Annotated in this window: 23 protein-coding genes and 1 tRNA gene; 14 read left to right on the forward strand and 10 right to left on the reverse strand. The window is 69.5% G+C overall.

What is annotated here, in order from left to right; translation table 11 throughout:
- The first annotated feature begins 8 nt into the window (after window positions 1–8).
- Window positions 9–1163, forward strand: coding sequence for an acyl-CoA dehydrogenase family protein (locus Apa02nite_RS13655; protein WP_198171191.1), 1155 nt, complete (start codon window positions 9–11; stop codon window positions 1161–1163).
- A gap of 86 nt (window positions 1164–1249) precedes the next feature.
- Entirely contained in the window at window positions 1250–2665 is a 1416-nt protein-coding gene (locus Apa02nite_RS13660; protein ID WP_203825331.1) for a helix-turn-helix domain-containing protein, read from the forward strand.
- A gap of 246 nt (window positions 2666–2911) precedes the next feature.
- Here the strand turns inward: Apa02nite_RS13660 and Apa02nite_RS13665 are convergent, their stop codons facing one another.
- Window positions 2912–3397, reverse strand: coding sequence for a MarR family winged helix-turn-helix transcriptional regulator (locus Apa02nite_RS13665; protein WP_203825332.1), 486 nt, complete (start codon window positions 3395–3397; stop codon window positions 2912–2914).
- 104 nt (window positions 3398–3501) lie between these two features.
- Between Apa02nite_RS13665 and Apa02nite_RS13670 the strand changes: the two genes are divergently transcribed.
- Both Apa02nite_RS13670 and Apa02nite_RS13675 read left to right on the forward strand, forming a co-directional pair.
- Window positions 3502–4071: a YceI family protein gene (locus Apa02nite_RS13670; protein WP_203825333.1), complete on the forward strand. Its 570-nt coding sequence runs from the start codon at window positions 3502–3504 to the stop codon at window positions 4069–4071.
- Between the two features lie 160 nt (window positions 4072–4231).
- Window positions 4232–5746 (forward strand): glutamate-cysteine ligase family protein, encoded by a 1515-nt coding sequence (locus Apa02nite_RS13675; RefSeq protein WP_203825334.1) that lies wholly within the window; start codon window positions 4232–4234, stop codon window positions 5744–5746.
- Here Apa02nite_RS13675 and Apa02nite_RS51020 read toward each other — a convergent pair.
- Window positions 5743–7599, reverse strand: coding sequence for a Hansenula MRAKII killer toxin-resistant protein 1 (locus tag Apa02nite_RS51020; protein ID WP_239164302.1), 1857 nt, complete (start codon window positions 7597–7599; stop codon window positions 5743–5745). The two genes, Apa02nite_RS13675 and Apa02nite_RS51020, sit on opposite strands and share 4 nt — an antisense overlap.
- A gap of 154 nt (window positions 7600–7753) precedes the next feature.
- Between Apa02nite_RS51020 and Apa02nite_RS13685 the strand changes: the two genes are divergently transcribed.
- Entirely contained in the window at window positions 7754–8560 is an 807-nt protein-coding gene (locus Apa02nite_RS13685) for a Stk1 family PASTA domain-containing Ser/Thr kinase (RefSeq protein WP_203825335.1), read from the forward strand.
- Between the two features lie 24 nt (window positions 8561–8584).
- Here Apa02nite_RS13685 and Apa02nite_RS13690 read toward each other — a convergent pair whose 3' ends face one another.
- Window positions 8585–8887, reverse strand: coding sequence for a hypothetical protein (locus Apa02nite_RS13690; RefSeq protein WP_203825336.1), 303 nt, complete (start codon window positions 8885–8887; stop codon window positions 8585–8587).
- A 649-nt stretch (window positions 8888–9536) separates the two neighbouring features.
- Between Apa02nite_RS13690 and Apa02nite_RS13695 the strand changes: the two genes are divergently transcribed.
- Together Apa02nite_RS13695 and Apa02nite_RS52215 are read left to right on the forward strand one after the other, a co-directional pair.
- The gene (locus Apa02nite_RS13695; protein WP_067701898.1) at window positions 9537–9761 is read left to right on the forward strand and encodes a DUF397 domain-containing protein; all 225 of its coding nucleotides are present in this window, start codon (window positions 9537–9539) and stop codon (window positions 9759–9761) included.
- Window positions 9762–10266: 505 nt separating this feature from the next.
- Window positions 10267–10545 (forward strand): hypothetical protein, encoded by a 279-nt coding sequence (locus tag Apa02nite_RS52215; RefSeq protein ID WP_373872932.1) that lies wholly within the window; start codon window positions 10267–10269, stop codon window positions 10543–10545.
- Between the two features lie 140 nt (window positions 10546–10685).
- On the opposite strand, the gene Apa02nite_RS13705 is transcribed toward Apa02nite_RS52215, so the two are convergent.
- The 3 genes from Apa02nite_RS13705 to Apa02nite_RS13715 all read right to left on the reverse strand — a co-directional run bounded on the left by Apa02nite_RS13705 (window position 10686) and on the right by Apa02nite_RS13715 (window position 12763).
- On the reverse strand, window positions 10686–11309 hold the full coding sequence (locus tag Apa02nite_RS13705) for a hypothetical protein (RefSeq protein ID WP_239164303.1): 624 nt from the start codon (window positions 11307–11309) through the stop codon (window positions 10686–10688).
- A 236-nt stretch (window positions 11310–11545) separates the two neighbouring features.
- Complete coding sequence (locus tag Apa02nite_RS13710) at window positions 11546–12361, reverse strand: WecB/TagA/CpsF family glycosyltransferase (protein ID WP_067702173.1); 816 nt, start codon at window positions 12359–12361, stop codon at window positions 11546–11548.
- Between the two features lie 319 nt (window positions 12362–12680).
- A tRNA-Leu gene (locus Apa02nite_RS13715) sits at window positions 12681–12763 on the reverse strand.
- 250 nt (window positions 12764–13013) lie between these two features.
- Here Apa02nite_RS13715 and Apa02nite_RS13720 point away from each other — a divergent pair.
- From Apa02nite_RS13720 to pknB, 7 genes are all read left to right on the forward strand, one after another.
- On the forward strand, window positions 13014–13811 hold the full coding sequence (locus Apa02nite_RS13720) for an FHA domain-containing protein (RefSeq protein ID WP_067702170.1): 798 nt from the start codon (window positions 13014–13016) through the stop codon (window positions 13809–13811).
- Window positions 13812–13816: 5 nt separating this feature from the next.
- Window positions 13817–14299: an FHA domain-containing protein FhaB/FipA gene (locus tag Apa02nite_RS13725; protein WP_067701889.1), complete on the forward strand. Its 483-nt coding sequence runs from the start codon at window positions 13817–13819 to the stop codon at window positions 14297–14299.
- Window positions 14296–15705, forward strand: a complete 1410-nt coding sequence (locus tag Apa02nite_RS13730; protein WP_203825338.1) for a PP2C family protein-serine/threonine phosphatase — start codon at window positions 14296–14298, stop codon at window positions 15703–15705. The genes Apa02nite_RS13725 and Apa02nite_RS13730 overlap by 4 nt, the downstream gene beginning before the upstream one ends.
- Before the next feature lie 139 nt (window positions 15706–15844).
- Entirely contained in the window at window positions 15845–17236 is a 1392-nt protein-coding gene (locus Apa02nite_RS13735; protein WP_203825404.1) for an FtsW/RodA/SpoVE family cell cycle protein, read from the forward strand.
- Entirely contained in the window at window positions 17233–18735 is a 1503-nt protein-coding gene (locus Apa02nite_RS13740) for a peptidoglycan D,D-transpeptidase FtsI family protein (protein WP_203825339.1), read from the forward strand. The genes Apa02nite_RS13735 and Apa02nite_RS13740 overlap by 4 nt, the downstream gene beginning before the upstream one ends.
- Before the next feature lies 1 nt (window position 18736).
- Window positions 18737–20077 carry a serine/threonine-protein kinase gene (locus Apa02nite_RS13745; protein WP_067701877.1) on the forward strand — a complete coding sequence of 447 codons (1341 nt, stop codon included), beginning with the start codon at window positions 18737–18739 and terminating at the stop codon, window positions 20075–20077.
- Window positions 20074–21858 carry a Stk1 family PASTA domain-containing Ser/Thr kinase gene (gene pknB, locus Apa02nite_RS13750; protein ID WP_203825340.1) on the forward strand — a complete coding sequence of 595 codons (1785 nt, stop codon included), beginning with the start codon at window positions 20074–20076 and terminating at the stop codon, window positions 21856–21858. The genes Apa02nite_RS13745 and pknB overlap by 4 nt, the downstream gene beginning before the upstream one ends.
- An 88-nt stretch (window positions 21859–21946) precedes the next feature.
- Here the strand turns inward: pknB and Apa02nite_RS13755 are convergent, their stop codons facing one another.
- The 4 genes from Apa02nite_RS13755 to Apa02nite_RS13770 are packed head-to-tail and all read right to left on the reverse strand — an operon-like array spanning window position 21947 to window position 25667.
- Complete coding sequence (locus Apa02nite_RS13755) at window positions 21947–22597, reverse strand: aminodeoxychorismate/anthranilate synthase component II (RefSeq protein WP_203825341.1); 651 nt, start codon at window positions 22595–22597, stop codon at window positions 21947–21949.
- A gap of 1 nt (window position 22598) precedes the next feature.
- Window positions 22599–22910 carry a hypothetical protein gene (locus Apa02nite_RS13760; RefSeq protein ID WP_067701868.1) on the reverse strand — a complete coding sequence of 104 codons (312 nt, stop codon included), beginning with the start codon at window positions 22908–22910 and terminating at the stop codon, window positions 22599–22601.
- A gap of 4 nt (window positions 22911–22914) precedes the next feature.
- On the reverse strand, window positions 22915–24864 hold the full coding sequence (locus Apa02nite_RS51025; protein WP_239164304.1) for a class E sortase: 1950 nt from the start codon (window positions 24862–24864) through the stop codon (window positions 22915–22917).
- Window positions 24861–25667, reverse strand: coding sequence for a DUF881 domain-containing protein (locus Apa02nite_RS13770; RefSeq protein ID WP_067701865.1), 807 nt, complete (start codon window positions 25665–25667; stop codon window positions 24861–24863). The genes Apa02nite_RS51025 and Apa02nite_RS13770 overlap by 4 nt, the downstream gene beginning before the upstream one ends.
- Between the last annotated feature and the right edge of the window lie 145 nt (window positions 25668–25812).

Here is a 25812-nt window from a genome sequence, read left to right on the forward strand (position 1 = left end):
CGGTAATGGTGGATTTCCGGCTCGGCGACGAGCTGACAGACCTTCGGGACAGCGTTCGGCAGTTCGCTCGCGAGCAGGTGGCGCCGGTGATCGCCGAACATTATGAAAACAAGACTTTTCCGTACGATGTGATCCGTCAGATGGGCGCCATGGGCCTGTTCGGCCTGCCCTTCCCGGAGGAGTACGGCGGCATGGGCGGCGACTACTTCGCGCTCTGTCTCGTCCTGGAAGAGCTGGCCAGAGTGGACAGTTCGGTCGCCATCACACTGGAGGCGGCGGTCTCCCTCGGCGCCATGCCGATCTTCCGGTACGGCACCGAGGCCCAGCGCAAGCAGTGGCTCCCGCAGCTGCTCAGTGGTGAGGCGCTTGCCGCTTTCGGTCTCACCGAGCCCGGCTGTGGCTCGGACGCGGCCGGCACCACCACCCGCGCGGTGCTCGACGAGTCGACCGGCGAGTGGGTGATCAATGGGACCAAGGCGTTCATCACCAACTCCGGCACCGACATCACGGTGCTGGTCACGGTCACCGCGGTCACCGGGATCAAGCCGGACGGCAGCAAGGAGCTCTCCACGATCATCGTGCCGTCCGGTACACCCGGCTTCACGGTGGCGCCGGGCTACTCCAAGGTCGGCTGGTGCGCGTCGGACACCCACGAGCTCTCGTTCGACGACGTCCGGGTCCCGGCCGAGAACCTGCTCGGTGAGCGGGGCCGTGGGTTCGCCCAGTTCCTGCGGATCCTCGACGAGGGCCGGATCGCGATCGCCGCGCTCTCCGTCGGCCTGGCGCAGGGCTGTGTCGACGAGTCGGTGTCGTACGCGAAGCAGCGCACCGCGTTCGGCCACCCGATCGGCGACAACCAGGCCGTCCAGTTCCTGATCGCGGACATGGACCTGCGCGCGCACGTGGCCCGCCTCGGCTATTACGACGCGGCCGCCCGGATGCTGGCCGGCGACGACTTCAAGCGGTACGCCGCGATCGCCAAGCTGAACGCCAGCAATGCCGCCATGGAGAACAGCCGGTACGCCACCCAGGTGCACGGCGGGTACGGCTTCATGAACGAGTCGGCAGTCGGCCGCTTCTACCGCGACGCCAAGATCCTCGAGGTCGGCGAGGGTACGTCCGAGGTGCAGCGGATGCTGATCGCTCGCGGTCTCGGGCTGTAGATCGACGGTTGATACTCGGAGTCCGCTTGTCGACAAAACGGGCTTCCGGGTTCACTCGGATCGATCAGTGTGCCTAGTTTCGCAGCATGGCGTCCGATCAGCGTCCCCGGCACGGGTTCGGCGCCGTGCTGCGCGATCACCGGCGACGGGCCGGCCTGACCCAGGAGGAGTTGGCCGCCCGCGCCGCGATCGGCGTCCGCACGGTCCGTGACCTGGAGCACGGCCGTGCTTCCCGGCCGCAGCGAACGACCGCCGAGCTGCTGGCTCAGGCGTTGGGTCTGTCCGGTTCTGACCAGGCCGCTTTCCTGGCCGCAGCTCGGGGCCGCCCGGCCGACGAGGTGCTGGTGGACTCCGCGCTGACCGGTGTGTCCGGGCATTCCGCGCCGACCCCGTTCCTGCGGACACCGCCCACCGACGAGCTGATCGGCCGGGACGCTGATCTTGCCGGGATCCTCGCCCGGCTTTCTGCCGACGGCGGGTCGAACGCCACCGACGGCGGGCCACGCGGGGTGACCCTGGTCGGTGTTGCCGGGGTGGGCAAGAGCAGTCTCGCGATGGCCGCCACGCACCGGCTGGCCGGCGGGTATCCGGGCGGGGTGGCCGCGGTTGTGGTCCCCGACGACGCCACGGCCGGCGAGCTGCTGGACGGGGTGGCGATCGGCTTCGGCGCGACCGCTCCCGGGCTGCTGGCCGGTCATCTCGGCGATCGGCCCGCGCTGCTGCTCGTGGACGGGGTGGACCGGGCGCCGGAGGTCGTCGCCGAGGTGCTCGCGACGTTGCTGGAGCAGATACCCCGGCTGCGCTTCCTGGCCACCGCCCGCCGAGCACGTGAGCCGGCCACCGTGCTCACCGGTGAGCGCGGCGAACTGATTCAACCGGTCGCTCCGCTGGCCGCCCCGCCGCCGATGTCGCAGGCGGAAACGGTCGACGAGCTGATCCCGTACCCCGCAGTGGGTCTCTTCCTGGAGCGGCTGGGCCGTGTGCGCCGCACCCGCCTGGCACCGCATGAGATCGCGCCGCTCGCGGCGCTGGTCCGTCGGCTCGGCGGCCTTCCGCTGGCGATCGAGCTGGCCGCGGCCCGCGGCCGGGTGCTGTCCGTGTCGGAGATCCTTACCTACTACGCCGAGCCGGTGGCGCCGCTGCGTGCCGTGGTGGCCGAGAGCTACCGGCTGTTGTCGCCCGTCGAGCAGCGGGCGTTGCGCGTGTGGTCGGTGTTCCGGCACCGCTGGTCGCGAGGGCTCGGCGAGGCGCTGCTGGACACATCGGACGACGATCGCGTCGACGTGGTGCACATGTTGGACCGGCTGATCGCGTTGGGCCTGCTCACCGTGAGTGGCGACGACGTGGTCCGGTTCCGGCTGCCCGCCGCAGTCCGCGATTTTGCCACCGGAGAGGCCGCCGCTGCGGGAGAGTGGGAGGATGCCCGGAAGCGGTATGACCGCCTGCTCCTCGACGTCGCCGATCACCTGGCCGACCACGTCGTCCCGGACCTGGCGCCGTAGCCGGGAGGTCGGGCGCGGCGTGCGCAACCGGCGTCTTTCGTGCCCCCCACGCGACGCCCGTCGCAGCTACACCGCGCCCGTACGCGACGCGAACGAAGACTCCCCCGAAAGCCCCGTTCGTCGCCTCGATCGCGCCGCATCCCCCTGGGCCGCCACAGTAGTCCGGCGTCGCCCGCCGACCACGGAATTCGTCCGTTCTGCCGGTGGTTCTGCCGGTCGCGACGACCCTGATCGCGATGACCTTGATCAGGCCTGCGTGACCGTTTCTGCACTTCCCGCCGTGGCGCACGGGTTGACCGCGTCCCGGATCGTCCGGAGTGAGTCGAGCAGGTCGTCGAGCCGGCCTTCCGGGAGCAGACCGACATACCAGCGCTGGACCAGCTCCAGATGACCAGGCAGGACCTGGGCGAGCCGGTCCTGGCCGGCCTCGGTGATCACCGCGTAGGAGCTGCGCCGATCGCTCGGGCAGGCCTCCCGGCGGACCAGGCCGTCGCGTTCCATCCGGTCGACGACCCGGGTGACGCCGCTGGTGGAGAGGGTGGTCTGCCCGGCGAGATCGGTCATGCGCAGCCGGTCGCTGGGCGAACGGGCGAGGCGCGTCAGCACCTCGAACTCGACGGAGGAGAGTCGGTGTTGTTCGAACTGTGTGGCGAGACGGTTCATCAGACCCGTGTAGGCCTCGGCAAGCAGGCCGACCGCGGTGAGGCGAGGGTCGTCCAGATCGGTGTTCACCCTGTCGACTCTAACAGGCACTTGACACAGGGAATATTGCTCAGCATATAGTTGCTCCGTCAGACAAGCATCCCGCACCGCACGCTTCGAGAAAAGGACAAGTCATGACCGTCAGTACTCGTGAGTTCGAAGGTCTGCAGATCCCGGCCGCCGGCACCTACGAGCTGGACGCGGCGCACAAGCGGGTCGGCTTCGTCGTGAAGCACCTCATGGTCAGCAAGGTCCGCGGGCAGTTCTCCGAGGCCACCGCGACCATCACCGTCGCGGAGAACCCGCTGGAGTCCTCGGTGACCGCGTCGATCACCACGGCCAGCGTGGCGACCGGCAACGTCGACCGCGACAACCACCTGCGCACCGGCGACTTCTTCGAGGCCGAGAAGTACCCGACCCTCGAGTTCCGCAGCACCGGTGTGAAGTCGCACGCCGGCACCGAGTTCGTCCTCGACGGTGAGCTCACCATCAAGGGCGTGACCAAGCCGGTCGAGCTGGTCGTCGAGTTCGAGGGCGCCACCACCAGCCCGTATGGTCAGCACCTCTTCGGTTTCAGCGCGACCACCGAGATCGACCGCGAGGACTGGGGCCTGACCTACAACATGGCCCTGGAGACCGGCGGCGTGATGATCGGCAAGAAGGTCAAGATCGAGATCGAGGGCGAAGCCATCCTGCAGGCCTGATCTTTCGCGTAGTCCACAGTCGAGGCGTCACCGGTTTCCGGTGGCGCCTCGACTCGTCTGGCGGTACTCGTCTCGGTCTGCGAAGGTGGACCGACAGTATCCGTCTGTTCACAGTGTGGTGATCGACGTCCGTTCGTCCCTGACCGTCATGGGAGGGCACATGGGCAAAGATCTGGCGAAATCGGTCTTCGCGCCTGAAGATCGGATCCGCTATCGGCGCAAGGTGCATCGATGCCTGGACGTTCTGGACGGGCTGCTCGATGCCGACGTGTTCGACACCGGCACCGGTATGACCGGGCTGGAGATCGAGATCAACCTGGTCGACGCGGACGCCGAGCCGGTGATGCGCAACGCCGAGCTGCTGGCCGACCTGGGCGATTCGCGGTTCCAGCCCGAGCTGGGGCGCTTCAACATCGAGTTCAACGCGCCGCCTCGAAAGATCGCTCCGGACGGTTTTGGCGCGTTCGAAAAAGACATTTCAGAAGCTTTGCGTACGGCCGGGGAGCGCGCCGGGAAGGCCGACAGCCGCCTCGCCCTGATCGGCATGCTGCCCACCCTGACACCCGAGCACCTGGTCCTGGCGAACCTGTCGGACAACGAGCGGTTCCGTGCCCTGAACGACGAGATCGTCGCGGCCCGGGGCGAGCACTTCCCGGTCGACATCCGCGGCGTGGAACGGTTGCGCAGCGCGAGCGGCACGATCGTGCCCGAGGCGGCCTGCACCAGCTGCCAGTTCCACCTGCAGGTGCCGCCGGAGGAGTTCGCCAGGTACTGGAACGCGTCACAGGCGGTGGCCGGCGCGCAGGTCGCCCTCGGTGCGAACTCGCCGTTCCTGCACGGGCGCCGGCTCTGGGCGGAGACCCGGATCGCATTGTTCGAGCAGGCCACCGACACTCGCCCGGACGAGTTCAAGGCACAGGGCGTACGCCCGCGGGTCTGGTTCGGCGAGCGCTGGATCACCTCGGTCTTCGACCTGTTCGAGGAGAACGTCCGGTTCTTCCCGCCGCTGCTGCCGTTGCTCAGCGAGGAGGATCCGGTGGCCGTCCGTGCCGGCGGCGGCATACCGCGGCTGCACGAGCTGTGCCTGCACAACGGCACCGTCTACCGGTGGAATCGCCCGGTGTACGACGTGATGGACGGGCGACCACACCTGCGGGTGGAGAACCGGGTGCTCCCCTCCGGGCCGACCGTGGTGGATCTGCTGGCCAACGCGGCGTTCTACTTCGGAGTCGTGCGCCGGCTGGCCGAGAGCGAGCGGCCGATCTGGTCGCGGCTCGAGTTCGCCACCGCGGCCGCGAACTTCCGATCCGGCGCCCGGCACGGACTGGACGCCACGATGTGCTGGCCGGGGCTGGGCGAGGTGGGTGTCACCGAGCTGGTCCAGGAGACGCTGCTGCCGCTGGCCTACGAGGGACTGGACCGGTTCGGGGTGCATCCGGCGGAGCGTGATCGGCTGCTCGGGATCATCGAGGGCCGCTGCCGGACCGGCCGGAACGGGTCGACCTGGCAGACCGCCGCGGTGCGGGCAGCCGAGGACCGAGGCCGGAACCGGGGCACCGCGCTGCGCGAGATGACCCTGCGCTATCTCGACCTGCAGCACCTCAACGAGCCGGTGCACACCTGGCCGTGCCAGCCGGTCGCCGCGGTCCGGCGTGCGCCACCCGACCCGGCTTAGTCCTTGGGGTTGATCCGGGCGACCGTGGGGTTGGCCGGGGGCGGGGTGATCGTGGAACGGTTCGCGGCGTCCTTGCGGATCGCGGCCCGTTTGGCGGCGGCGTTCTTGCTGGGCCGGGCCGCGGCGGCGAGTTCGGAGTCACCGAAGCCCTCGTCGGCCGGCGGCGGGGTCGGCTTGTCAGCGGGTCGCGCGGCTGGTCGGGCGGTCGGTTTCGCCGTCGGTCGCTCGCCGCTCGGCTTCGCCGAGGCAGGCTTGTCGGCGCCCGGCTTTCCTGCAGCCGTCTTTTCCGCGGCCGATCCGGCGGCCGATCCGGCGGCCGATCCGGTGGCGGTCGATCCCGTCGCGGCCGATCCTGTGACGGCGGGTTCGTTCTTGCTGGCCCGGGGCTTGCGGCTCCGGCCCGAAGTCTCCGGCTCGGTCGTTTCGACTGTCGGTTCCGGTGTGGCCTCCACCGGCTGACGCCGGCCGAAGAGCCAGCGCCGCCGAGGTGCCGGCGTTTCCACCGAGCTCTCCCCCGCCGCCTCGGTCTCCGCCGAACTCTCGGCGGCCGTCGGCATGTTCCGCGACAACGCGGAGCTTTCCACGACCGGTGGTGTCTTCCGCGCGAGTGCGGAGCTGTCCACGGGTGTCGGCGTCTTCCGGGCCGACGTCGAGTTTTCCACGACGGTCGGCGCCTTCCGCGTCGACACGGAACTTCCTACGGTGGCCGGCGACTTCGAACTTTCCGCGGCGAACAACGAGGGAGAAGGCGACGAGGGAGAAGGCGACGAGGGAGACGGTGCCGAGGGAGACGGCCCGGCCGGCGGAGTGTGCGGGACCGGCGCGGTGGCCGGCCGCGGCGAGACCCGGCCGGTCGGCTTGGCCACGCCGACCGCGGCACCCGGCGCGCCCTCGGCCGACGGCGCCCCGGAAGACGGCGCGGAACCCGCCGGTGCGGCACCGAGGGCCGGCACCGGCTGCGGACCATCCGGCGAGTTCCGGGCCAGGCGCTTGCGACGCGCCTGACCGATGGAGACGGTCAGTGCCGACCCGGCCAGGCCGGCGAGCACCGCGTACGGCGCGATCAGATAAGCCGACTGGAGCGGCCCGGCCGCCTCGGTCAGCAGCGGCGCCAACGACAGGAACGAGATCGCGACGAGCAACGGCCCGACGGCACCGGACGTCGCGGCGCCCAGCCCGAGCTGACCACGACGGGCGGCCGGCCAGGCCATCGCCAGCCCGATCACGAACGCGGCGACGAGGGTGAGCGCGGCGCTGGGCCAGTAGATCCCGCCGTACCGGACCGGGCTCTGCGCCTCGGCGAACTGCCAGCTGGTCAGGTATGTCGCGAAGTCACGCCCGCTGATCAGCTCGGCGACGACACCGGCGACGGCCAGCGCCCAGAGCCAGGCGGCGGTGCCGAGGAGGTTCGCCGCGACCGGGCCGGAGGAGACCGCCCAGAACGCCACCACCACCCCGGCGACCAGGCCGATCAGGGCGTACCCGACGGCCACCAGCTGCGGGGACAGGGTGTCGGTGCGGACTGCGGAGCGGGCCGGCAGCGCGACGAGCGCGACCGAGACCAGCGCGCCCAGCGCCGCCGAAGCGGACAGGGCGAACCGCCAGAGGGCACGCCAGCGCCCGGGGCGGTCGTCGCGCAGCCGACCGGCGAGCACCGCGCCCAGCACTGTCGCGCTCGCGGTGATCCAGGTGGCCCAGCCGAGGCTGTTCAACCAGGTGCTGTCCGATGCGGTCACGGTGACCGGCCACTCGATGACGCCGAGGCCGTAGCCGAGACCCAGTTGTGCGGCGCCCGCGCCGGCGGCGATTCCGGCCGCCGCGCCGGCCTGTGCTGTCCAGCCCTTCTCGGCCATGCCGGGCACTGTACTGGCCGTTGCCGATGTCCGCGAAATACCCGTCCGGGCCGGACCTCCGGGTCTCCTCAGGTGCGGATCTCCCCGGTCGGGCCCAAGATTCGATACGTTGACGCTGCGACGATCGTGGGTGCACGGAGCGGAGGGAACGGAGATGCCGGACGAGCGCCAGCCGGGCCGGGACGGCCAGGAGCCGCGGCCGGACGAGACCCGTCCGATGCCGGCCGTGGACGACACCGTCGCCGATGTGCCGCAGGCGTCGCGGAATCAACCGTCCGGCGGGCCCCGATCGGGGGACACCAGCGCCGCGGAGACCCGTCCGATGGCGGCGGCCGGCGACTGGGATCCGGATCCGCGCGGCGCCGACGACAGTGCGTGGACCGGCCGCGCGGCGGTGCGCGCGCCACGACCGGAGCAGGCCGCGGCCAGCGGTGGTGACTGGGCCACGATCGCGCCCGAGGAGGAACCGCCCGGCCGCTGGTGGATGCCGATCGTGTTCGGCATCGTGGGGCTGACACTCGTGGCTCTGCTCGCGTACGGAATCTATGTGATCGTGCAGAACTCCGGCGCGGAGGTGGATACACCGCAGCCGACTCCGGCGCAGACCACGACCACGACGGCGCAGACCGCGGAGACCACCCCGCCGACCACAGAACCGCCGGTCAGCACGGTGCCGACCACCGAACCGACCTCGACCGAGGCGGCCGTGCCGGCGTTGCGCGGGATGCCGCTGGCCGACGCAAAAGCCGCCCTGGACCGCACCGGCCTGGGCTATCGGGTGATCTATCGAGTCAGTGACGCGGAACCGGGCACCGTGATCGACAGCGATCCGGTCGAGGGCCAGCTGGTCCCGCCGGACACCCGGATCACCCTCGTCGTCGCGGCCGAGCAGACCGGCGACCCGGCCTCGACGACGACGGCGCCGGCCGGTGGCGCCTCCGCCGGGCCCGGCGAGGACTGAGAAAGCCCTCGTCGTCGGGTTGGCTCAGCGGTGGGTACGAACCGACCGAGCGGGTGCCGCGTTCGGACGCGTGGCCGGCTGACGGGCGTTGCGGGCCCGTGGATCGGGAGCCTTCCCGACCGGCCGCAGACCGCTGACCTGTACGAAGATGGAGCGTCGTTCGACGGCGTCACCGGCCGAGTTGAGCTCGTAGCCGTCGAGCCAGACCCAGCCTTCGTACGTCGGCCAGTCATGGACCCGGATGACCCGGAAGAGCATCGGTGATGCGAATTGGACACTCGCCGCCTTAGTCACGTGGATGACATCACCGGACCGAGGAAGAAGCACGTCATCTCCTGCCCTGAGACTCTTTGCCTGATGGAGTAGCTGGATTGACTTGTGACACAGATGCACCAGTCTGCCCGGCTCATGCACCTTTGCAAGCCTTCGACAATGCCAATCATCGAAGGTGGTTGCAGAACGTCACCATCGCCGATCCCGCCACCCAGGTCTCGGGGGGAAGTCCAAGTGGGACTCCTGGTGGCTCGGCGCCCCATGTCGGACGTTTGTTTCGGGTGTTTCGTCGGACTTGGCCACATCACCTAAGAACGTTGCGTGATGCAAGCCGTACGGAAAGATTGCACCACCAGTGTCGTCGATGCAAGTTGCATGTCCTTCTTTGGTGATTCTTTGTGATCATGGCACGTCGCTCCGTGATCACGAAGGTTACGCAGGTGACGGCGATCTGGACGGATATCACCGCATGATCCACAATCCTCAGATCATTTCGGACATTAACCATGAAACGCTGACAATCGCTGGCTAAAAGCCGCTGAGCTGCCAGGATCCAACTTGCCCGATCGAACTAACCCGAACGGAAGACCCCCGCGACTCGTCGCACACAGGGTCGTTACTGGATTCAGAACGGTCTCATCGATCCGTCGGCGGCACATGGTGAAATCCGCCGGGATCGGTACCCCTGAGGTGAGGAGCGATCGTGGAATTCCAGGTCAAAGGTCTCCGAGTCGATCTGAGCGACGCGAAGTGGTTCAAGAGCGCCCGCAGCGGCGCGGACAGCGACAACTGTGTCGAGGTGGCGTTCGTCGGTGACGCCATCGCGGTGCGTGACTCCAAGAACACGTCCGGGCCGGCGCTGATCTTCACTCAGGCCGAATGGGATGCCTTCGTCGGCGGCGCCAAGGACGGCGAGTTCGACCTCTGAACCGCTGTTCGATCTTTTGTCGTGCTTTCCGGGCCGACGCGTTGACCTGCACCGACGTGTCGGCCGGGGCTATTTGCCCGTTTTTACCGTCGCCAGGTGCGACGCGCCTCGTTGAATGTTCCAAGCGCGGACCGGACTGCGCTGATCGGGCCGGGGCGGATCTTCAACGAGGCAAGGCATAAAGATGACGATTGGTTCGGAGAACCTCAGTAGCGGTTCGTCGACGGCGCAGGACCGGTTCAGCGGGGGCGTGAGCGCATACCGGCAGGGCCGGCGTGAGGCACTGAACGGGGACTACACCGACGGCGAGCTGCTGTCGCGGGCGAGCTCGGGTCTGCCGACCCGGTCGCCCGGACGGTCGCACAGCATCGAGGCCCGCTCGCACAGCATCGAGTCGCGGTCACACAGCCTCGAGTCGCGGTCGCACAGCACCGAGCCGCGGTCACACAGCCTCGAGTCGCGGTCACACAGTCTTGAAGCCCGCTCGCACAGTCTCGAGTCGCGGTTGCACGACATCGACCCGACCAGCTCTCTGGACCGGGCGGCCAAGCTGCCCTCCCTGGACCTGCAGGGTCTGACCGAGCCGGTCTTCTCCGCCGCGGCCTGGAGCGACGGCACGCCGGCGAACCTCTCGATGGCGGACCACCCGCTGCTGCGCGGCCTGCTCCTGGAGCTGCCGGATCGCGGCACCCTCCCGCAGTCCGACTGGCTGGACCGCTGGTTCGAGGCCGCCCGCTCCATCCTGGAGCTTCTCTACGTTCAAGAAGCCAAGAGGCAGATCTGAGCCCATGGCCTCGCTCCGCTCGGCGGCATTGCGCCCCTAGGGGTCGATGCCACGAGGCCCGAAAACGCCTAGCGAAGCGTGGTCGTTTTCGGACCTCTCGACATCGACGGGCGCAATGCACGCGGGGCACGGTTCAAGCATCACCGCACGCCGGCGCGGACGCGCTGGCGTGCGCGGTCCAGGGGGGCCATCACCAGCGGGGCCAGCCGGCTGTGGCGCAGGGCTGCGCGGATGCCGATCGCGATGACCGCGACGGCGAGCAGGATCAGTGCCACGGCGACGAGGCCGGCGAAGCCGGTGGTGCTGGGCACGCCGCGGCCGGGCAGGTCGACCACTCCGGCGGCGATCGGCAGGGCGACGATCGCGGCCAGGCCGGTGATCTGCAGCGGGGCGGCGATCAGCGGATGCGCCGCGGCGGCCCGCAGGGCGGGTGGCACCGGAGCGAGAGGGGCGGTCGCGAAAGCGCCCGCCCCGCGGCGCACCCAGCCCAGCTTGCGCACGCCCAGGGTCAGCACGATCAGTGCCGGCACGACGGGGAGCAGCGCGGCCAGGGGTGCCGACGAGGTGCCCGGGGTGAGAGCGGTGGCCACCGGCACCGCGATGAACACCGCCGCCCCGGTAGCGACCAGGACGGCGAGCAGGCGAGCCCGCCGGCGCATCAGAAGCGCGGTGCCGGCCGTCGGGAGCCCGTCGGCCAGCAGCCCGGCGGTCAGCCAGACGGCGGCGAGAGTGCCGATCAGAATCACGTCCACAGCGGTGTTCACATCGACAGCGTTCACCCTGCGCGCACGTCAGGAAACCGGGATTTGCCCCCAGCGCCCACCCGTAGGGGTAGCCCGGTGACGCTGCGTTCTGACAAACATTCGCAGAGTGCCAGGTGGTGCGGCCTAAGTGGACAAACCGGTGCTCCCCAGTGTGACCTACGACCCACTGTCGGTTGCCGGATGGCACTTCCGTCCGAATAGATCATCCGTGCCCGAAAGCACGGATGATCTGAAACTCAGACCGCGAAGCTGTGCACCGTCTCGCCGGTCGGTACGGCCGGGGTCGCTTTCCAGAGGCCGGACTTCTGCGCGGCCAGCCGGGTCAGGTACGCCGGGTTCAGCAGGATGTACCGCTTCCACAGCCGCTTCGGCTCCAGGCCGAGTCGCCACAGCCATTCCAGCGCGTACTTCTGCATCCACGCGGGCGGGTTCTTCAGCAGGCCGGCGTGGTAGTCGAAGGCCGCGCCGACGGCGAGCAGCGGCATGTCCAGATGCGGACGCATCGCGTAGGTGAAGACCTCCTGCCGCGGGCAGCCCAGGCCGACGAGCACGATCCGGGCGCCGGACGACTTGATCCGCTCCGCGATCTCCAGCTCCTCGCCAGGCAGCGCGCTGCGGAACTTGGACGCCTCCACCCCTGCGATCTTCAGGGCCGGGAACATCTCGAGCAAGGCCGGCACCAGCCGGTCCAGGGTCGGCTGGGTCGAGCCGTACAGGTAGATCGGCAGCCCCTCGGCCGCGGCCTGCTCGACCACCTTGAGGGTCAGCGTCGGGCCGTAGACCCGGTCGGTCAGCCCGGCGCCGTGCAGCAGGTTGAGCGCCCAGCGCACCGGCTGCCCGTCCGGCGTCACCAGGTCGAAGGAGTTCAGCCGGGCCTCGTGCGCCCGATCCTGGACTCCGGTCATCACGCCGTGCACGGCCAGGGCGGTGACTGCGTAGGGCCGGCCCTCCCGCGCGGCGGCCAGGATCTGCCCGGTGGCCGACGCGTAGTCGGTCGCGTCCACCAGGACCCCCAGCACGTTGCGCTTCTTCTGGTGAACCTCAGCAGGCACAGCGGCCACGACCACACCCCACGCTCAGACGAAACTTCCACTCACAGGCGGGCGAGCTTACCGCCGCGCCCCACCAACCCAACCGCGCAGGACCACACCGGGGCATCCCCGAAACGCGCCGCGCTTCACTCCGTACGAGAAAGGGAAGAAGGCGAAGCCCGAAGGGCGAGCCCGAGTGACCCGAGGCCGACCGTGACCCTCGCCACCCACGTTGATCACCGTGATGCGGGGCTTCCGGGGGCTCGGCCCCCGGAGCAGATATGACGAGGGCGACCCCGGCCTGCGCTATCCGCAGGCATGGGCCGCCCTTTCGCACTCGTGGGGATGGGGGGAGTTGAACCCCCACGTCCTTTCGGACACACGGACCTGAACCGTGCGCGTCTGCCATTCCGCCACATCCCCATGTGACTTGGTCTCTAGGATCATATAACGGACCCCGGTGACCGCTGAAACCGGCCTTGCGGGCCTGCTTCAGGTTACTACGTGCAACAGACTACGCTGTCGCTCGTAGTTATCGAAGGCACTACCAAGCAAGTTGATATCGCCCCGCGACGGAGGAAACATTAGCACGGCGTCGCGGAGCGCCATACGAGGGTCAGAAGTGCCGGCAGCTCTTGGGCAGCAGATGCGCAAGCAGCGGCCGGATACCATCATGTCCTCGGGACCCGAGGAGGAGCCGGTGAGCGTGCTGCAGCGCTTTGAGAAGCGATTGGAAGGCCTTGTCGAGGGGGCCTTCGCGAAGGTGTTCAAGGGTGTCGTGCACCCAGTGGAGATCCTGAATGCCATGCAGCGGGAGGCCGAGGCACACAAGGCCATTCTCGCCGGTGGCCGCACCCTCGTGCCCAACCGCTACGTGATCGACCTGTCGCCCTACGACCACGGGCGTCTGGCGCCGTACGCGGCTGCCCTGGCGCAGGAGCTGGCGCAGTCGCAGGCCGAGTTCATCGGCGAGCAGGCGTGGACGGTCTACGGCGACGTGATCGTCGAGATCGAGCGCGGCGACGGACTGGACACCGGCATGTTCCGGGTCACCGCGGAGGTCTACACCGGCGGCGAAGTCGCACCGGTGCAGCAGCCGGCGTACGACGCCGGCCCGCAGTACTCGCCCTATGACCAGCAGCACGGTGGCGGCTACCCGCCGCACGGCGGCGGCGGTCACGGTGCTCCGCGCAGCGTGGGCCTGGTCTCCGGAGACGGACGGACCTACCCGTTGCAGATGGGCTCGACCGTGATCGGTCGTGGCGACCAGGCGAACCTGCGCCTGCCGGATGTCGGCATCTCGCGCCGGCACGCCCGGCTGGACTATGACGGCAACCAGGTGGTGCTGACCGACCTCGGCTCGACGAACGGGACGATGGTGAACGGCCAGCGCGTCTCGGCCGTGGCGCTGAACCCGGGCGACATGATCCAGCTCGGTACGACCACGCTCACCTTCCGAGTGGACGGCTAGCGGCCTTGCCCGAATTTGTCCTCACCGTTGCCCGGTTCGGGTTCCTGATCCTCCTGTGGATCTTCGTGTTCACGGTGGTCGGGGTGATCCGGCGGGACCTCTTCGCGGGTTCCCGGTCGAAGAGCATCGTCGCCAGCCCTCGGGGGGTGGGTGGCATGGTGCTTCCGGGTCGGCCGGCAAAGGCGAAACGCGGTAAGGCGGCACGGCAACTGGTGGTGACCGCCGGCAACTTGGCCGGCACGCGGATCACCCTCGGTGAGGCTCCGATCACGATCGGGCGCGCTGAGGATTCCACGTTGGTCATCACCGATGACTTCGCGTCGGCCCGGCATGCCCGGCTGGTGCCTCGGGACGGCCAGTGGTTCGTAGAGGACCTCGGCTCGACCAACGGCACTTACCTTGATCGCGGTAAGGTCTCCGGACCCACCCCCGTCCCCCTTGGCGTCCCGATCCGTATCGGACGCACTTCTCTCGAGTTGCGGCCATGACCCTGACCCTGCGCTATGCCGCTCAGAGCGACCGCGGTCTGATCCGAGACCTGAACCAGGACTCCGTCTACGCCGGGCCGCGGCTTCTTGCTGTCGCGGACGGGATGGGCGGCATGGCCGCCGGTGACGTCGCTTCCAACATCGTTATCGCCGCCATGGCGCCACTCGACGACGACGTCCCGGGTGACGCCCTGGTCGACGCGCTGCGGCATGCCGTCGGCACCGCCAACCAGCAGCTGCGTGACACGGTCGACGCCAACCCTCAGATGGAGGGTATGGGCACCACGCTGACCGCGGTGCTCTTCACCGGCAGCAAGTTCGGCATGGTGCACATCGGTGACTCGCGTGCCTACCTGCTCCGCAAGGGCGAGTTCGCGCAGATCACCAAGGACGACACCTACGTCCAGATGCTCGTCGACGAGGGCCGGGTCAGCCCGGAGGAGGCGAGCAGCCACCCGCAGCGGTCGCTGCTCACCCGGGCGCTCGACGGCCGGGACATCGACCCGGAGTACTCGGTCCGCCAGGTGCTCAAGGGCGATCGGTACATGATCTGCAGCGACGGCTTGTCCGGCGTGGTCAGCGCCGAGACGATCGGCCAGACCATGCAGGAGATCGCCGACCCGAAGGCCTGCGTCGAGCGGCTGATCCAGCTCGCGCTGCGGGGCGGCGGACCGGACAACATCACCGTGGTGATCGCCGATCTGACCGACGCGGACATCGTCGAGCAGGCGCCGATCGTCGGCGGCGCGGCCTCGCTCGACCGGGGCAACACCACCGTGGCGGACAGTTCCACCCCGGCGTCCCGGGCGGCCGCGCTCAAGCAGCCACCGCCGCGCCCGGCCCAGCCGGAGAGCGACGGGTACGACCGCGAGCCCGAGCCGGCCGGTCATCCGGTCCGCACGACGCTGCTGGTCCTGCTGCTGCTCGGCGTGCTGGGCGGCGGACTCTGGGCCGGCTGGCAGTACACCCAAGACCAGTATTACGTCGGCGCGACCGATAGTGGTCAGCTTGCCATTTTCCAGGGTGTGCCGGGTCAGATCGCCGGGCTCGACCTCTCCACGGTGAGCGAGACCAGCACGGTCCGCCTGGACGACCTGACCTCGGTCGCTCAGGAGCGGGTCAAGCAGGGCATCCACGCCGAGAGCCAGCATGACGCGCGCAGCGTGCTCACCGAGCTGACCAGCGAGGACGGCTCCAACCTCAAGCCGGTCTGCTCCGTCTCCAGTGCCGCACCGTCGGCTTCGGCGCCGGTTCGCCCGGCGGCGAGCACCGCGACTTCGGCGCCGGTCACCGCGACTTCGGTTCCGCCCACTGTGACTTCGGCTCCGGCCACCGCGCCGAGCGTTCAACCGTCCGAGGGTGCGTCCTCGGCCGCCGACACGGTCGGTTGCCGGACCGCCGACTGAACACGGCCTACAACGTCTGGGGAATTTCTTGACCGCGCCCGCCGTACCGGCTCCTTCGCCCGCTTCCACGGGTGAGCTGTCGCGTATCCCGGGATTGAGGACTCGTCGCAACGCCGAGCTCGGGCTCCTGGCTTTCGCCATGGTGCTCGTCGCGGCGTTCGGCGCGACCGTGGAAGCGAACAAGTACGACGAGCTCCAGCCGAACTTCTGGGTGCCGGCCGCGCTGCTCAGCATCCTCTTCCTCGGTCTGCACATCGTGGTTCGGTACGTGGCTCCGTACGCGGATCCCGTCCTGCTGCCCACGGTGGCCCTGATCAACGGCATCGGTGTGGCGTTCCTGCGCCGCATCGACATCGCCAACGCGCTCAACGAGAAGGAGGGCCCGCCCGGGATCTTCTCCGGGATCGGCGGCCGCCAGCTCGCCTGGACGCTGATCTCGTTGATCCTTGCCTCGGTGCTGCTCCTGTTGATCCGCGACCACAAGAACATCTCGAAGTACGCGTACACGCTCGGCCTGACCGGCATCGTGCTGATGATGATCCCGGCGGTGCTGCCCGCCAGCCTCTCCGAGGTGAACGGCGCGAAGCTGTGGATCAAGTTGCCCGGTGTCTCGATCCAGCCGGGTGAGTTCGCCAAGCTGATGCTCGTCACGTTCTTCGCGTATTACCTGGTGCGCAAACGGGAAGTGCTCTCGCTGGCCAGCAAGCGCTTCCTCGGCATCGACTTCCCACGCGGCCGCGACCTCGGCCCGGTCGTCACGGTGTGGCTGTTCAGCCTGCTGGTCCTGGTCTTCGAGAAGGACCTCGGCACCGCGCTGCTGTACTTCGGCCTGTTCATCGTGACGCTCTACGTCGCCACCGAGCGCTCCAGCTGGCTGATCATCGGTTTGCTGCTGTTCTTCGGCGGCGTCTACATCGCGTACCTGCTCGGCGCGTCGGTCGGCGGCCCGTTCGCCAACTTCTACGACCGCGCCGACGTCTGGCTGAGCCCGTTCGACCCGGAGCAGTACAACCGGCTCGGCGGCAGTTACCAGCTGGTGCAGGGCCTGCTCGGGCTGGGCACCGGTGGCCTGTTCGGCGCCGGGCCGGGTGCCGGCTCGCCGCTGTCGGTGCCCGAGGTGCAGAACGACTTCATCTTCGCCGGCCTCGGTGAGGAGATCGGCCTCTTCGGTCTCTCCGCCCTGCTGGTCTGCTACATGCTCATCGCGATGCGCGGCCTGCGCACGGCGCTCGGTGTGCGCGACTCGTTCGGCAAGCTGGTCGCCGGCGGGCTCTCGTTCACGCTGGGCTTGCAGGTCTTCGTCATCCTCGGTGGCATCACCGGTCTCATCCCGCTGACCGGTCAGACCACGCCGTTCCTCTCCGCCGGTGGCTCCTCGCTGATGGCGAACTGGCTGCTCATCGCGATGCTGCTGCGCATCTCGAACGCGGCGAGGGGTCCGGCGACGGGCGCCGGTGGACCGGATCGCTCCGGTCCGAAGAAAGCTCCCACCCAGTTGCACGGCGCCATGACGGAGGTGATCAAGCCGTGAATGCCCCCCTTCGCAAGTCCGGCGTCGTTCTCTTCGTCCTCTTCGGGATGATCTTTGCGAACCTGAACTGGGTGCAGGCCTACAAGGCCAACGAGTACCGCACCAACGTGTGGAACCCGCGGGTCACGGTCGACGAGTACAAACGCCCCCGTGGCGTGATCGAGGCCGACAGCGGCACCGCCCTGGCCGAGAGCCGGGCGACCGACGACACCCTCAAGTACCTCCGGGTCTACCCGAAGAAGGAGATCTACGCTCCGGTCCTCGGGTACAAGCCGGTCAGCAACCTCGCCACCGGTATGGAGGCGAGCGAGAACGACTTCCTCTCCGGTGAGAGCGACAAGCTCTTCGCGAACCGGATCAGCGACATGTTCACCGGGGAGAACACCGGTGGCGGCAACGTGATGCTGTCGTTGAAGAGCAAGGCTCAAGAGGTCGCCTGGAAGCAGATGACCGACAACGAGCGGGGCGCGACCAAGGGCGCGGCGGTCGCGATCGACCCGAAGACCGGCGCGATCCAGGCGCTCGTCTCGATGCCGAGCTACGACCCGAACCAGCTGGTCACGCACGACAAGGCGGCGGCCGCCAAGGCGTACAAGGAACTGAACGCCGACAAGAACCAGCCGCTGCTGAACCGGGCGCTGGCGCAGACCCTGCCGCCCGGCTCGGTGTTCAAGGTGATCGTCTCGGCCGCGGCCCTGCAGAACGGGTACGGCGTCGACACCGAGATCCCGGCCGGCAGCGTCTACCGCGAGGGCGGCGCGACGATCCGCAACGCCGAGGACGAGGTGTGCCCGGACGGCCAGGTCACGCTGAAGGAAGCGCTGACCGAGAGCTGCAACACCGGGTACGCCAAGCTCGGCGTGAAGCTCGGCGCCGAGAAGGTCAAGAAGGCCGCGCAGGACTTCGGCTTCGAGCAGGAAGACCTCAAGGTCGGCGACCTGGAGAGCGGCGACGGCCTGGCGGTGGCGGCCAGCCACACCGGCGACATCGCGAACCCGGACGGCAGCACCGACAAGGCCGCCCTGGCCCAGTCGTCGCTCGGCCAGCGGGACGTGCGGATCACGCCGATGCAGGGCGCGCTGATGGCCGCCACGGTGGCCAACGGCGGCGACCAGATGCGGCCCTACCTGGTGCAGAAGCTGCTCGGCCCGGACCGCCGGACGATCTACAGCGCCTCGCCGCAGAAGCTGCGCAGCCCGGTCGACAGTGGTGTCGCCGCGAAGCTCAAGGACATGATGGTCAGTGTCGTCGAGAACGGCACCGGCAAGAACGCGAAGATCGACGGGTATACCGTCGGTGGCAAGACCGGCACCGCGCAGAACGCCGAGGGCGCCGATCCGCACGGGTGGTTCGTCGGGTTCGCGTTCAACGACAAGGGTGAGCCGGTCTCCGCGGTCTGCGTCATGCTGGAGAACGTTTCCGGCGGCCACGCGAGTGCCGAGGCCGCACGCATCGCCGGGCTGATCATGAAGGCCGCGGCCGGCGGGGGAGGGAACTGACATGATCCGCCCGGGGGTCACGCTCGGTGGGCGCTACCGCTTGGAAGAGCGGATCGCCGGCGGTGGCATGGGTGACGTCTGGCGAGGCACGGACAACGTGCTGGGCCGGACCGTCGCCGTCAAGATTCTTCTTCCCGCGCTGTTGGACGAGCCCGGCTTCGCCGAGCGGTTCCGCGGCGAGGCGCGCACCATGGCGACCATCAACCACCCCGGCGTGGTCGACGTCTACGACTACGGCAGCGACCAGCAGCTCGCGTTCCTGGTGATGGAGTACGTCGAGGGCGACGCGCTGTCCCGTACGCTGAGCCGGGTCGGCCGGCTCACCCCGGCCCGGACCATGGCGCTCGTCGCCCAGGCCGCCGACGCGCTGCAGGCCGCGCACGCGAACGGCATCGTGCACCGCGACGTGAAGCCCGGCAACCTGCTGGTCCGGCCGAACGGCACGCTCGTGCTGACCGACTTCGGCATCGCCCGATCCGCCATGGTCGGGCAGCTGACCGTGGCCGGCGCGGTGCTCGGCACCGCGTCGTACATCTCGCCGGAGCAGGCCGCCGGCGACGTGGCCACCCCGGCCTCCGATGTGTACGCCCTCGGCGTGGTGGCCTACCAGTGCCTCTCCGGGCACCGGCCGTTCGACGGGGCCACCCCGATCGAGATCGCCATGAAGCACGTCCGGGAGACGCCTCGCCCGCTGCCCGGTGACATCCCGCCCGCGGTCCGCGCCATCGTGGAGCGCGCGCTGGCCAAGGACCCGGCGGCCCGCTGGCCCAGCGCCGCGGCGATGGCGGCCGTGGCCCGGCAGGCCGCGTCCTCGCTGACCACCACGGTGCAGCCGCCGGTGAGCCAGCCGATCCGGGCCACTCCGGTCAGCCCGGCCCCGCAGGCTCGCGCCTCGGTGCCGCGGCCGACCTCGGGCTCGGGTCACCGGGGCGCCGCGTCGGTGCCGTCCGCTCCGCCGGCCCCGCCGGTGGCGCCGCCGATGCCGCCGCACTACCGGCCGCAGTCCGGGCCGCCGAACAACAACGGGTACCCGCAGCAGCCGCAACCGATGCCGATGCCGATGGGCAAGCCGCAGGGCACGTTCGGCCGTCAGGTGTTGATCGTGCTCGCGGTGGTGCTCGCGCTCTTGGTCCTGCTCTGCGCCGGTGTCATCTCGTTCCTGTATCAACATGGCAATGGCCAAGAGGGCGCCGAACGCGCGCTGGGTGATCGCAGCAGCTCGGCGGCTATTCTCCGGATGGGCACGGCCGCCGACCCGGTTTCGGTGGCGTCGTACCGTCTACTGAAGGTCGATCCCCAGCTCGGCCTGATCCGACCTAACGAAGGACGACAGACGCTATGACGGCGCAGGCCCGACTGCTCGGTGGCAGGTACCAGGTCGGCGAGCTGCTCGGATATGGCGGCATGGCAGAGGTGCACCGAGGACGTGACCTCCGCCTCGGCCGCGATGTCGCGATCAAGATGTTGCGTACCGACCTGGCCCGGGACGCGACCTTCCAGGAGCGCTTCCGCCGCGAGGCGCAGAACTCGGCCGCGCTGAACCACCCGGCCATCGTGGCCGTCTACGACACCGGCGAGGAGATCTCGCCGGCCGGTGAGAAGCAGCCGTTCATCGTGATGGAGTTCGTCAACGGGCAGACCCTCAAGGAGGAGCTGGCCCAGGAGCAGCGACTGCAGCCGCGACGGGCGCTGGAGATCATCGCCGACATCTGCGCCGCGCTGGAGTTCAGCCACCGGCACGGGATCATCCACCGGGACATCAAGCCCGGCAACGTGATGATCACGCAGAGCGGCCAGGTCAAGGTCATGGACTTCGGTATCGCCCGGGCCCTGGCCAGCGGCGCGACCACGATGACGCAGACCAGCGCGGTGATCGGCACCGCTCAGTATCTTTCCCCGGAGCAGGCGCGCGGCGAGGCCGTCGACGCCCGGTCCGATGTGTACGCGGCCGGTTGTGTCCTGTTCGAACTGCTCGTCGGGCACCCGCCGTTCGTCGGCGACAGCCCGGTGAGCGTGGCATATCAGCATGTCCGGGAGGAGCCCAAGTCACCGAGCTCGATCGTCCGGGAGATCTCACCGGACCTCGACGCGATCGTGCTGAAGGCGCTGGCGAAGAACCCGCTGAACCGGTACCAGAGCTCGCAGGAGATGCGCGCCGACGCGTTGCGCGCGGCCTCCGGGCGTCCGGTCCTGGCGACCCCGGTGATGAACGACGCCGAGACCGTCGCGATGACCAGCGGCCCGCGCCAGTGGCAGCCGCAGGCGGCGGCCACCACGATGCAGCGGCCGATCCAGAACACCATGGGCGGCGGTGGCCGGCCGCCGGACAACAAGCAGTCCTGGGTGTGGGCCGCGCTGGCCGGCCTCGGTGTGCTGGTGGTGATCGTGCTCGGCGTCGCGCTGGCGCTGGACAAGAACAAGGACAAGGGCAACGACACCCCGGTGGCGCCCCAGCAGGTGGCGATGCCGAACATCACCGGCCTCACCGAGTCCGACGCGAAGGATGTGCTGGCCAAGGCCGGTCTGACCAACTCGTCGCCGAACAAGCCGGTGCAGGACGAGGACTGCAACAGCGAGGTGAAGCTGCAGACCCCGGAGAAGGGCACGCAGATCCCGGTCACCACACAGGTCACGTACACGATCTGCAACGCACCGGACAAGGTCACCGTCCCGACCGGCCTGGTCGGCGGCACCAGGGCGGCCGCCGAGGCGGCCCTGACCAGAGCCGGTCTGAAGTTCACTGTCGACACCAAGGACAGCGCTGAGCCGAAGAACCAGGTGCTCGATGTCGAGAGCGAGGGCGACACGGTCGACCCGGACACGACGATCACCATCACGGTCTCCAACAACCAGCTCGTCCTGGTGCCGAACCTGATCGGCCAGACCGAGGACGGCGCGAAGGCGCTGTTGGAGAACGTCGGCCTGAACCCCAACGCGCAGATCGTGCCGAACGATGGCACGAAGCCGGCCGGCACGGTGGTCAGCCAGAGCAAGAAGGCCAAGAGCAAGGTCGACGCCGGCACCACGATCAGCTTCGGCGTGGTCGACGCGGCCCCGTCGGTCGACCCGAGCGAGTCCCCGTCGCCGGACCCGACCGACACCGGCACCGGCGACGGGCTCTGACCCTCTGATTCACGAAAGAGCCGGCCGCCCGTCGTGGGCGGCCGGCTCTTTTCGCAGGCGGATGCAGCAGGTGAATGCGGCAGGCTGATCAGGCGGTGGCGAACGCCGAGCGGCGGCGGGTCTCCACCTCGGCGGCCAGCGTGGGCGCCTTCTCCAGCGCGGACGGCAGGCCGCAGGTGGCCAGCCAGTTCGCCAGCATGGTGTGGCCGCCCTCGGTGAGCACCGACTCCGGGTGGAACTGCACACCCTCGATCGGCAGCGTGCGGTGCCGCATCGCCATCACCACGCCGGAGTCGGTCCGGCCGGTCACCTCGATCTCGTCCGGCAGCGTCTCGGCCAGCACGGTGAGCGAGTGGTACCGGGTCGCGGTGAACGGGTCCGGCAGCCCGGCCAGCACCCCCGTGCCGTTGTGGTGGACCAGCGAGGTCTTGCCGTGCAGCAGCTCCGGCGCTCTGGTCACCGTGGCGCCGAAGGCCGCGCCGATCGCCTGGTGACCCAGGCAGACCCCGAAGAGCGGGACCTTTCCGGCGTACGACTTGATCACGTCGAGCATGATCCCGGCGCGGGTCGGCTCACCCGGGCCGGGCGAGAGCAGGATGCCCGCCGCGCCCATGGCGCCCACCTCGGCGACGCTGATCTCGTCGTTGCGTCGCACCTCGCACTCCGCGCCGAGCTGGCCGAGGTACTGCACCAGGTTGAAAACGAACGAGTCGTAGTTGTCGATCACGAGGATGCGCACGTCAGTCGTCCCCTGCTAGGCCGCCGGAGTCCGGCTGGTTGGAGGTCGTGCTGTACGGGATCGCGTCGGGCGCGGATGCGTCGGGCCCCGCCGACGGCACCGTACCGGGCGAGACCTCGGAGTTCGGGTTCACCGAGTTCGGGTCGATCTGCCCGGTGTCGCCGACCTGCACGTCGTCGAAGGGCAGCAGCGGTGTCGCCCACGGGAAGATCACGTACCAGAGCAGTGACCCGACCGCGGCAAGCATCACGATCGACATGGTCAGCCGGCTCCAGAGGCCACCCGGGAGCTTGCGCCAGATCCAGGCGTACATCCGCTTATGCCTTCGTCTTCATCTCGGCCGGCATGCCGGCGTTCGGCTGGGTCTGGTCCCGCGGCACCGTCTTGACCAGCTCCGCGTGCACGATCAGCCGCTGGTAGTTGTTGAACTTCGGGTTGCAGGTGGTCAGCGTGAGCAGCGCCTTGGTCGGGGTGGCACCCGGCTCGTTCGGCACCGGCGCGACCACCTCGACCTGGTTCGGCACCACGACCTGCTGGTTGTAGACGTGGTAGACGTACCAGTTGTCGCGGGTCTCGACGCCGATCACGTCGCCGTCGGTCAGCTCGTCGATCCGCCAGAAGATCTTCTTGATCCGGTGGCCGGCCACCGAGAAGTTGCCGATCTGGCCGGGTTTGGCGGTCTCCGGGTAGTGGCCGGGGGCGTACTTGATGTCCTGCGGGCGGACACCGTCGACGACCACCCACTCCTTGTCGAGCTTCGGGATGTAGAGGCGGCCGACCAGGTTTTCCCCGGGTGCGGCCGGGCCCTTCGCCGTGGTCGAGCTCGGCGCGACGGTCGGATCGGCCCACGCCTGATCCAGCTCCGAGGCCAGATTGTCCTGTTCGGCCTGCACTGCGGCGGAATTGCCGAAAACTTCGTAGCCGGCGAACAGCAGCACGATCAGACCGAAAGTGATCATCAGCTCGCCGGCGCCGCGGATGCCGGTCCGCAGCCGGGACGCCGGGGTCGGCCGGGTCAGCTCGGAGTAGACGCTCTTGTAGCCCTCGTCGGTCTGCTCCGGGCGGAGCTTGACCACCTTCTCACCGCGCTTGGGCGGCTCGGCGGGGTCCGCCGGCTCGTCCGTCGCGTCGGCGGGTGCGGCCGGGATGCCGCTGACCGAGGCGGCGCCGAGGGTCGCTTCCGGCCCGGCGGCGTCGCGCGCCGCCTGCGCCGCCGCGCCGGGGGGCAGGGCGGTCAGCTTGCCGGGCAGCGGTGCACCCGGGGTCAGGGTCGGGAGCATGCCGGTGGGCGCGTCGACGGTCCGGATGATCTGGGTCCGGGACGGGTCCGGGTTGAGCACCGGCGCTTCGGCCGGGGGCTCGTTGGTGGCCCAGCGGGTGTTCGCCGACCCCATCGGTACGCCGCCCGCAGCGGCCATCGGGCGCGTGATGCTGCCGGAGGGCTCCCAGGGGGCACGGAAGGCGGGTTCGGGCGTCTGCGTGGCGCTCCGGGGCGTTTCCGGGGTGGTCAGGCTGCCGGCCTGCACCGTGCCGGCGTTCCAGGCAGCGTTCACCGGCAGCGCGAACGGAGCCGGAGCGGGAACCGGAGCCGGAGTGGAAACCGGAGCCGGAGCGGGAACCGGGGCCGGCGCCGCGGCGGGGCTCAGCGGGCGGGTGGGCTCGGCGTTCCAGCTCGGAGCCATGGCCGGTGCGGCAGCCGGTGGCTCGACGGGCCGGGCGGCAGGTGCCCCGCTGATCGGGATCTGCTGGGTGTCGGCGGCTGCCGGTGGCGCCGGTGGCCGCACCGGGACGGGGGCCGGGGCTTCCGGTCGTACCGAAGAAATGGGGTTGCCGGTCTGGCCCTCAGCGGCCAGGCCGGCGAAGAAATCGAAACCCTCGGCGGCGGCCTGCGTGCTCGACGGCATCGCCCGGCGCCGGGCCGCGGCCGCTGCCGCGCTCACCGCGTCGAGATCGGGCGCTGCCGGCGCGTCGGCCTGAGCGGTCTGCGCGGCCTGGATGCGGCGCTGCGCGGACTCGTCGGGCGCGATGATCGCGGTATCCGCCGCGGGAGAGGCCTCGGCACTGCGCGGTGGCCGCGCCGAACCGGCCGGAAGCGGGCTCACGTTCGTGCCCAGCCCCACCGGCGGGGTCAGCGGCCCACCGGGCACGCCGTCCGGCGACGCGTCGCTCACCCGGGGGATGTACGCGGTGTTGGCCTCGGCATCCGGGGCGCGGTGCCGCCCCCGGCCGGCCGGGCTCCCCTGGAACTCCGCGGGCGTGCTCGTCACTGGGCAGCCTGCGCGGATCGGAGGTCGGTCGACCCGTCGTACGCCCGCACTGTCACGTCCTTTTCCATCTTCTCCGCGTAACCGAGCCCGAAGTCGGCGACGGCCTCGCGGAACCTTGTGACTCCTTCTGCGGACTCCAACGCACGATGCATCGCTGTGGGTTCGCCGATTGCTGTGATCTTGAATGGCGGGGAGAAGACCTGGCCGTGAAGGAGCAGCGTATTGCCGACACAGCGTACCGCGCTCGTGGAGATCACGCGGACATCCATGATCGTCATAGCTTCGGCCCCGCCGGCCCACATCGCGTTCACCACGGCCTGGACATCTCCCTGGTGAACGACCAGATCGTCGTTGTCCGGCGCGTTGTCGCCGAAGTCGGATCCGCGCCGCGGCGAGTCGTTCAGGCTGACCGTCAGGCCCGGGCCGCGCAGGGCGGTGAACCCGGCCGGCTGGCGGACGGCGTCGGCTATCTCACGTGCCGCTTTCACCGGAGGCTCCACCTCGGCCAGTCGGGCGGTCTCCTGGTCGACCTCGCCACGCAAGGCGGCCTCACGTTTTTCGCTGGTGGCGAGGCGTTCCTTTTTGTCCGATATCAGTTGCGCCAGTTGGGGCCGCCGGTCGTCGCGCAGTGACGTACCGTCGGCGGTTGTCGCGGACGTGGTGAAGAGCAGGCCCGCCGCCAGCGCGATGAGCGGAACCCCGACGGACCACATCGTCCGGCGCCCGCCGCGATGCGGCGCAAGGCTGCCCGCGGCGCGCCGCAGAGCCAGTCGCCAGGAGGCGCCGCGACCGTTTTCAACCACGTCTCGTCCCCTTCAAAAAGCCGCCCGGCCGCCCTCGGGAGCCGACGCCGGGTTTTTTCTCGACCCGGTGGGTGCCTGTCTGTGCGCCGACTTGATTACGCTAGCTGGCGAACAGTATTCGCCACGGGCAGCATTCGGAGTCCCC

This window comes from Actinoplanes palleronii (genome assembly GCF_016862315.1).
Taxonomy (GTDB): Bacteria; Actinomycetota; Actinomycetes; order Mycobacteriales; family Micromonosporaceae; genus Actinoplanes; species Actinoplanes palleronii.

Excerpts from the sequence above, each read along its gene's own strand:
- Apa02nite_RS13685 (WP_203825335.1), top strand. The coding sequence starts at position 7,754 with ATGCCGGACGAGCGCCAGCCGGGCCGGGACGGCCAGGAGCCGCGGCCG.
- pknB (WP_203825340.1), top strand. The coding sequence starts at position 20,074 with ATGACGGCGCAGGCCCGACTGCTCGGTGGCAGGTACCAGGTCGGCGAG.
- Apa02nite_RS13675 (WP_203825334.1), top strand. The coding sequence starts at position 4,232 with ATGGGCAAAGATCTGGCGAAATCGGTCTTCGCGCCTGAAGATCGGATC.
- Apa02nite_RS13760 (WP_067701868.1), bottom strand. The coding sequence starts at position 22,910 with ATGTACGCCTGGATCTGGCGCAAGCTCCCGGGTGGCCTCTGGAGCCGG.
- Apa02nite_RS13735 (WP_203825404.1), top strand. The coding sequence starts at position 15,845 with ATGGTGCTCGTCGCGGCGTTCGGCGCGACCGTGGAAGCGAACAAGTAC.
- Apa02nite_RS13670 (WP_203825333.1), top strand. The coding sequence starts at position 3,502 with ATGACCGTCAGTACTCGTGAGTTCGAAGGTCTGCAGATCCCGGCCGCC.
- Apa02nite_RS51020 (WP_239164302.1), bottom strand. The coding sequence starts at position 7,599 with ATGGCCGAGAAGGGCTGGACAGCACAGGCCGGCGCGGCGGCCGGAATC.
- Apa02nite_RS13730 (WP_203825338.1), top strand. The coding sequence starts at position 14,296 with ATGACCCTGACCCTGCGCTATGCCGCTCAGAGCGACCGCGGTCTGATC.
- Apa02nite_RS13660 (WP_203825331.1), top strand. The coding sequence starts at position 1,250 with ATGGCGTCCGATCAGCGTCCCCGGCACGGGTTCGGCGCCGTGCTGCGC.
- Apa02nite_RS13720 (WP_067702170.1), top strand. The coding sequence starts at position 13,014 with ATGTCCTCGGGACCCGAGGAGGAGCCGGTGAGCGTGCTGCAGCGCTTT.
- Apa02nite_RS13745 (WP_067701877.1), top strand. The coding sequence starts at position 18,737 with ATGATCCGCCCGGGGGTCACGCTCGGTGGGCGCTACCGCTTGGAAGAG.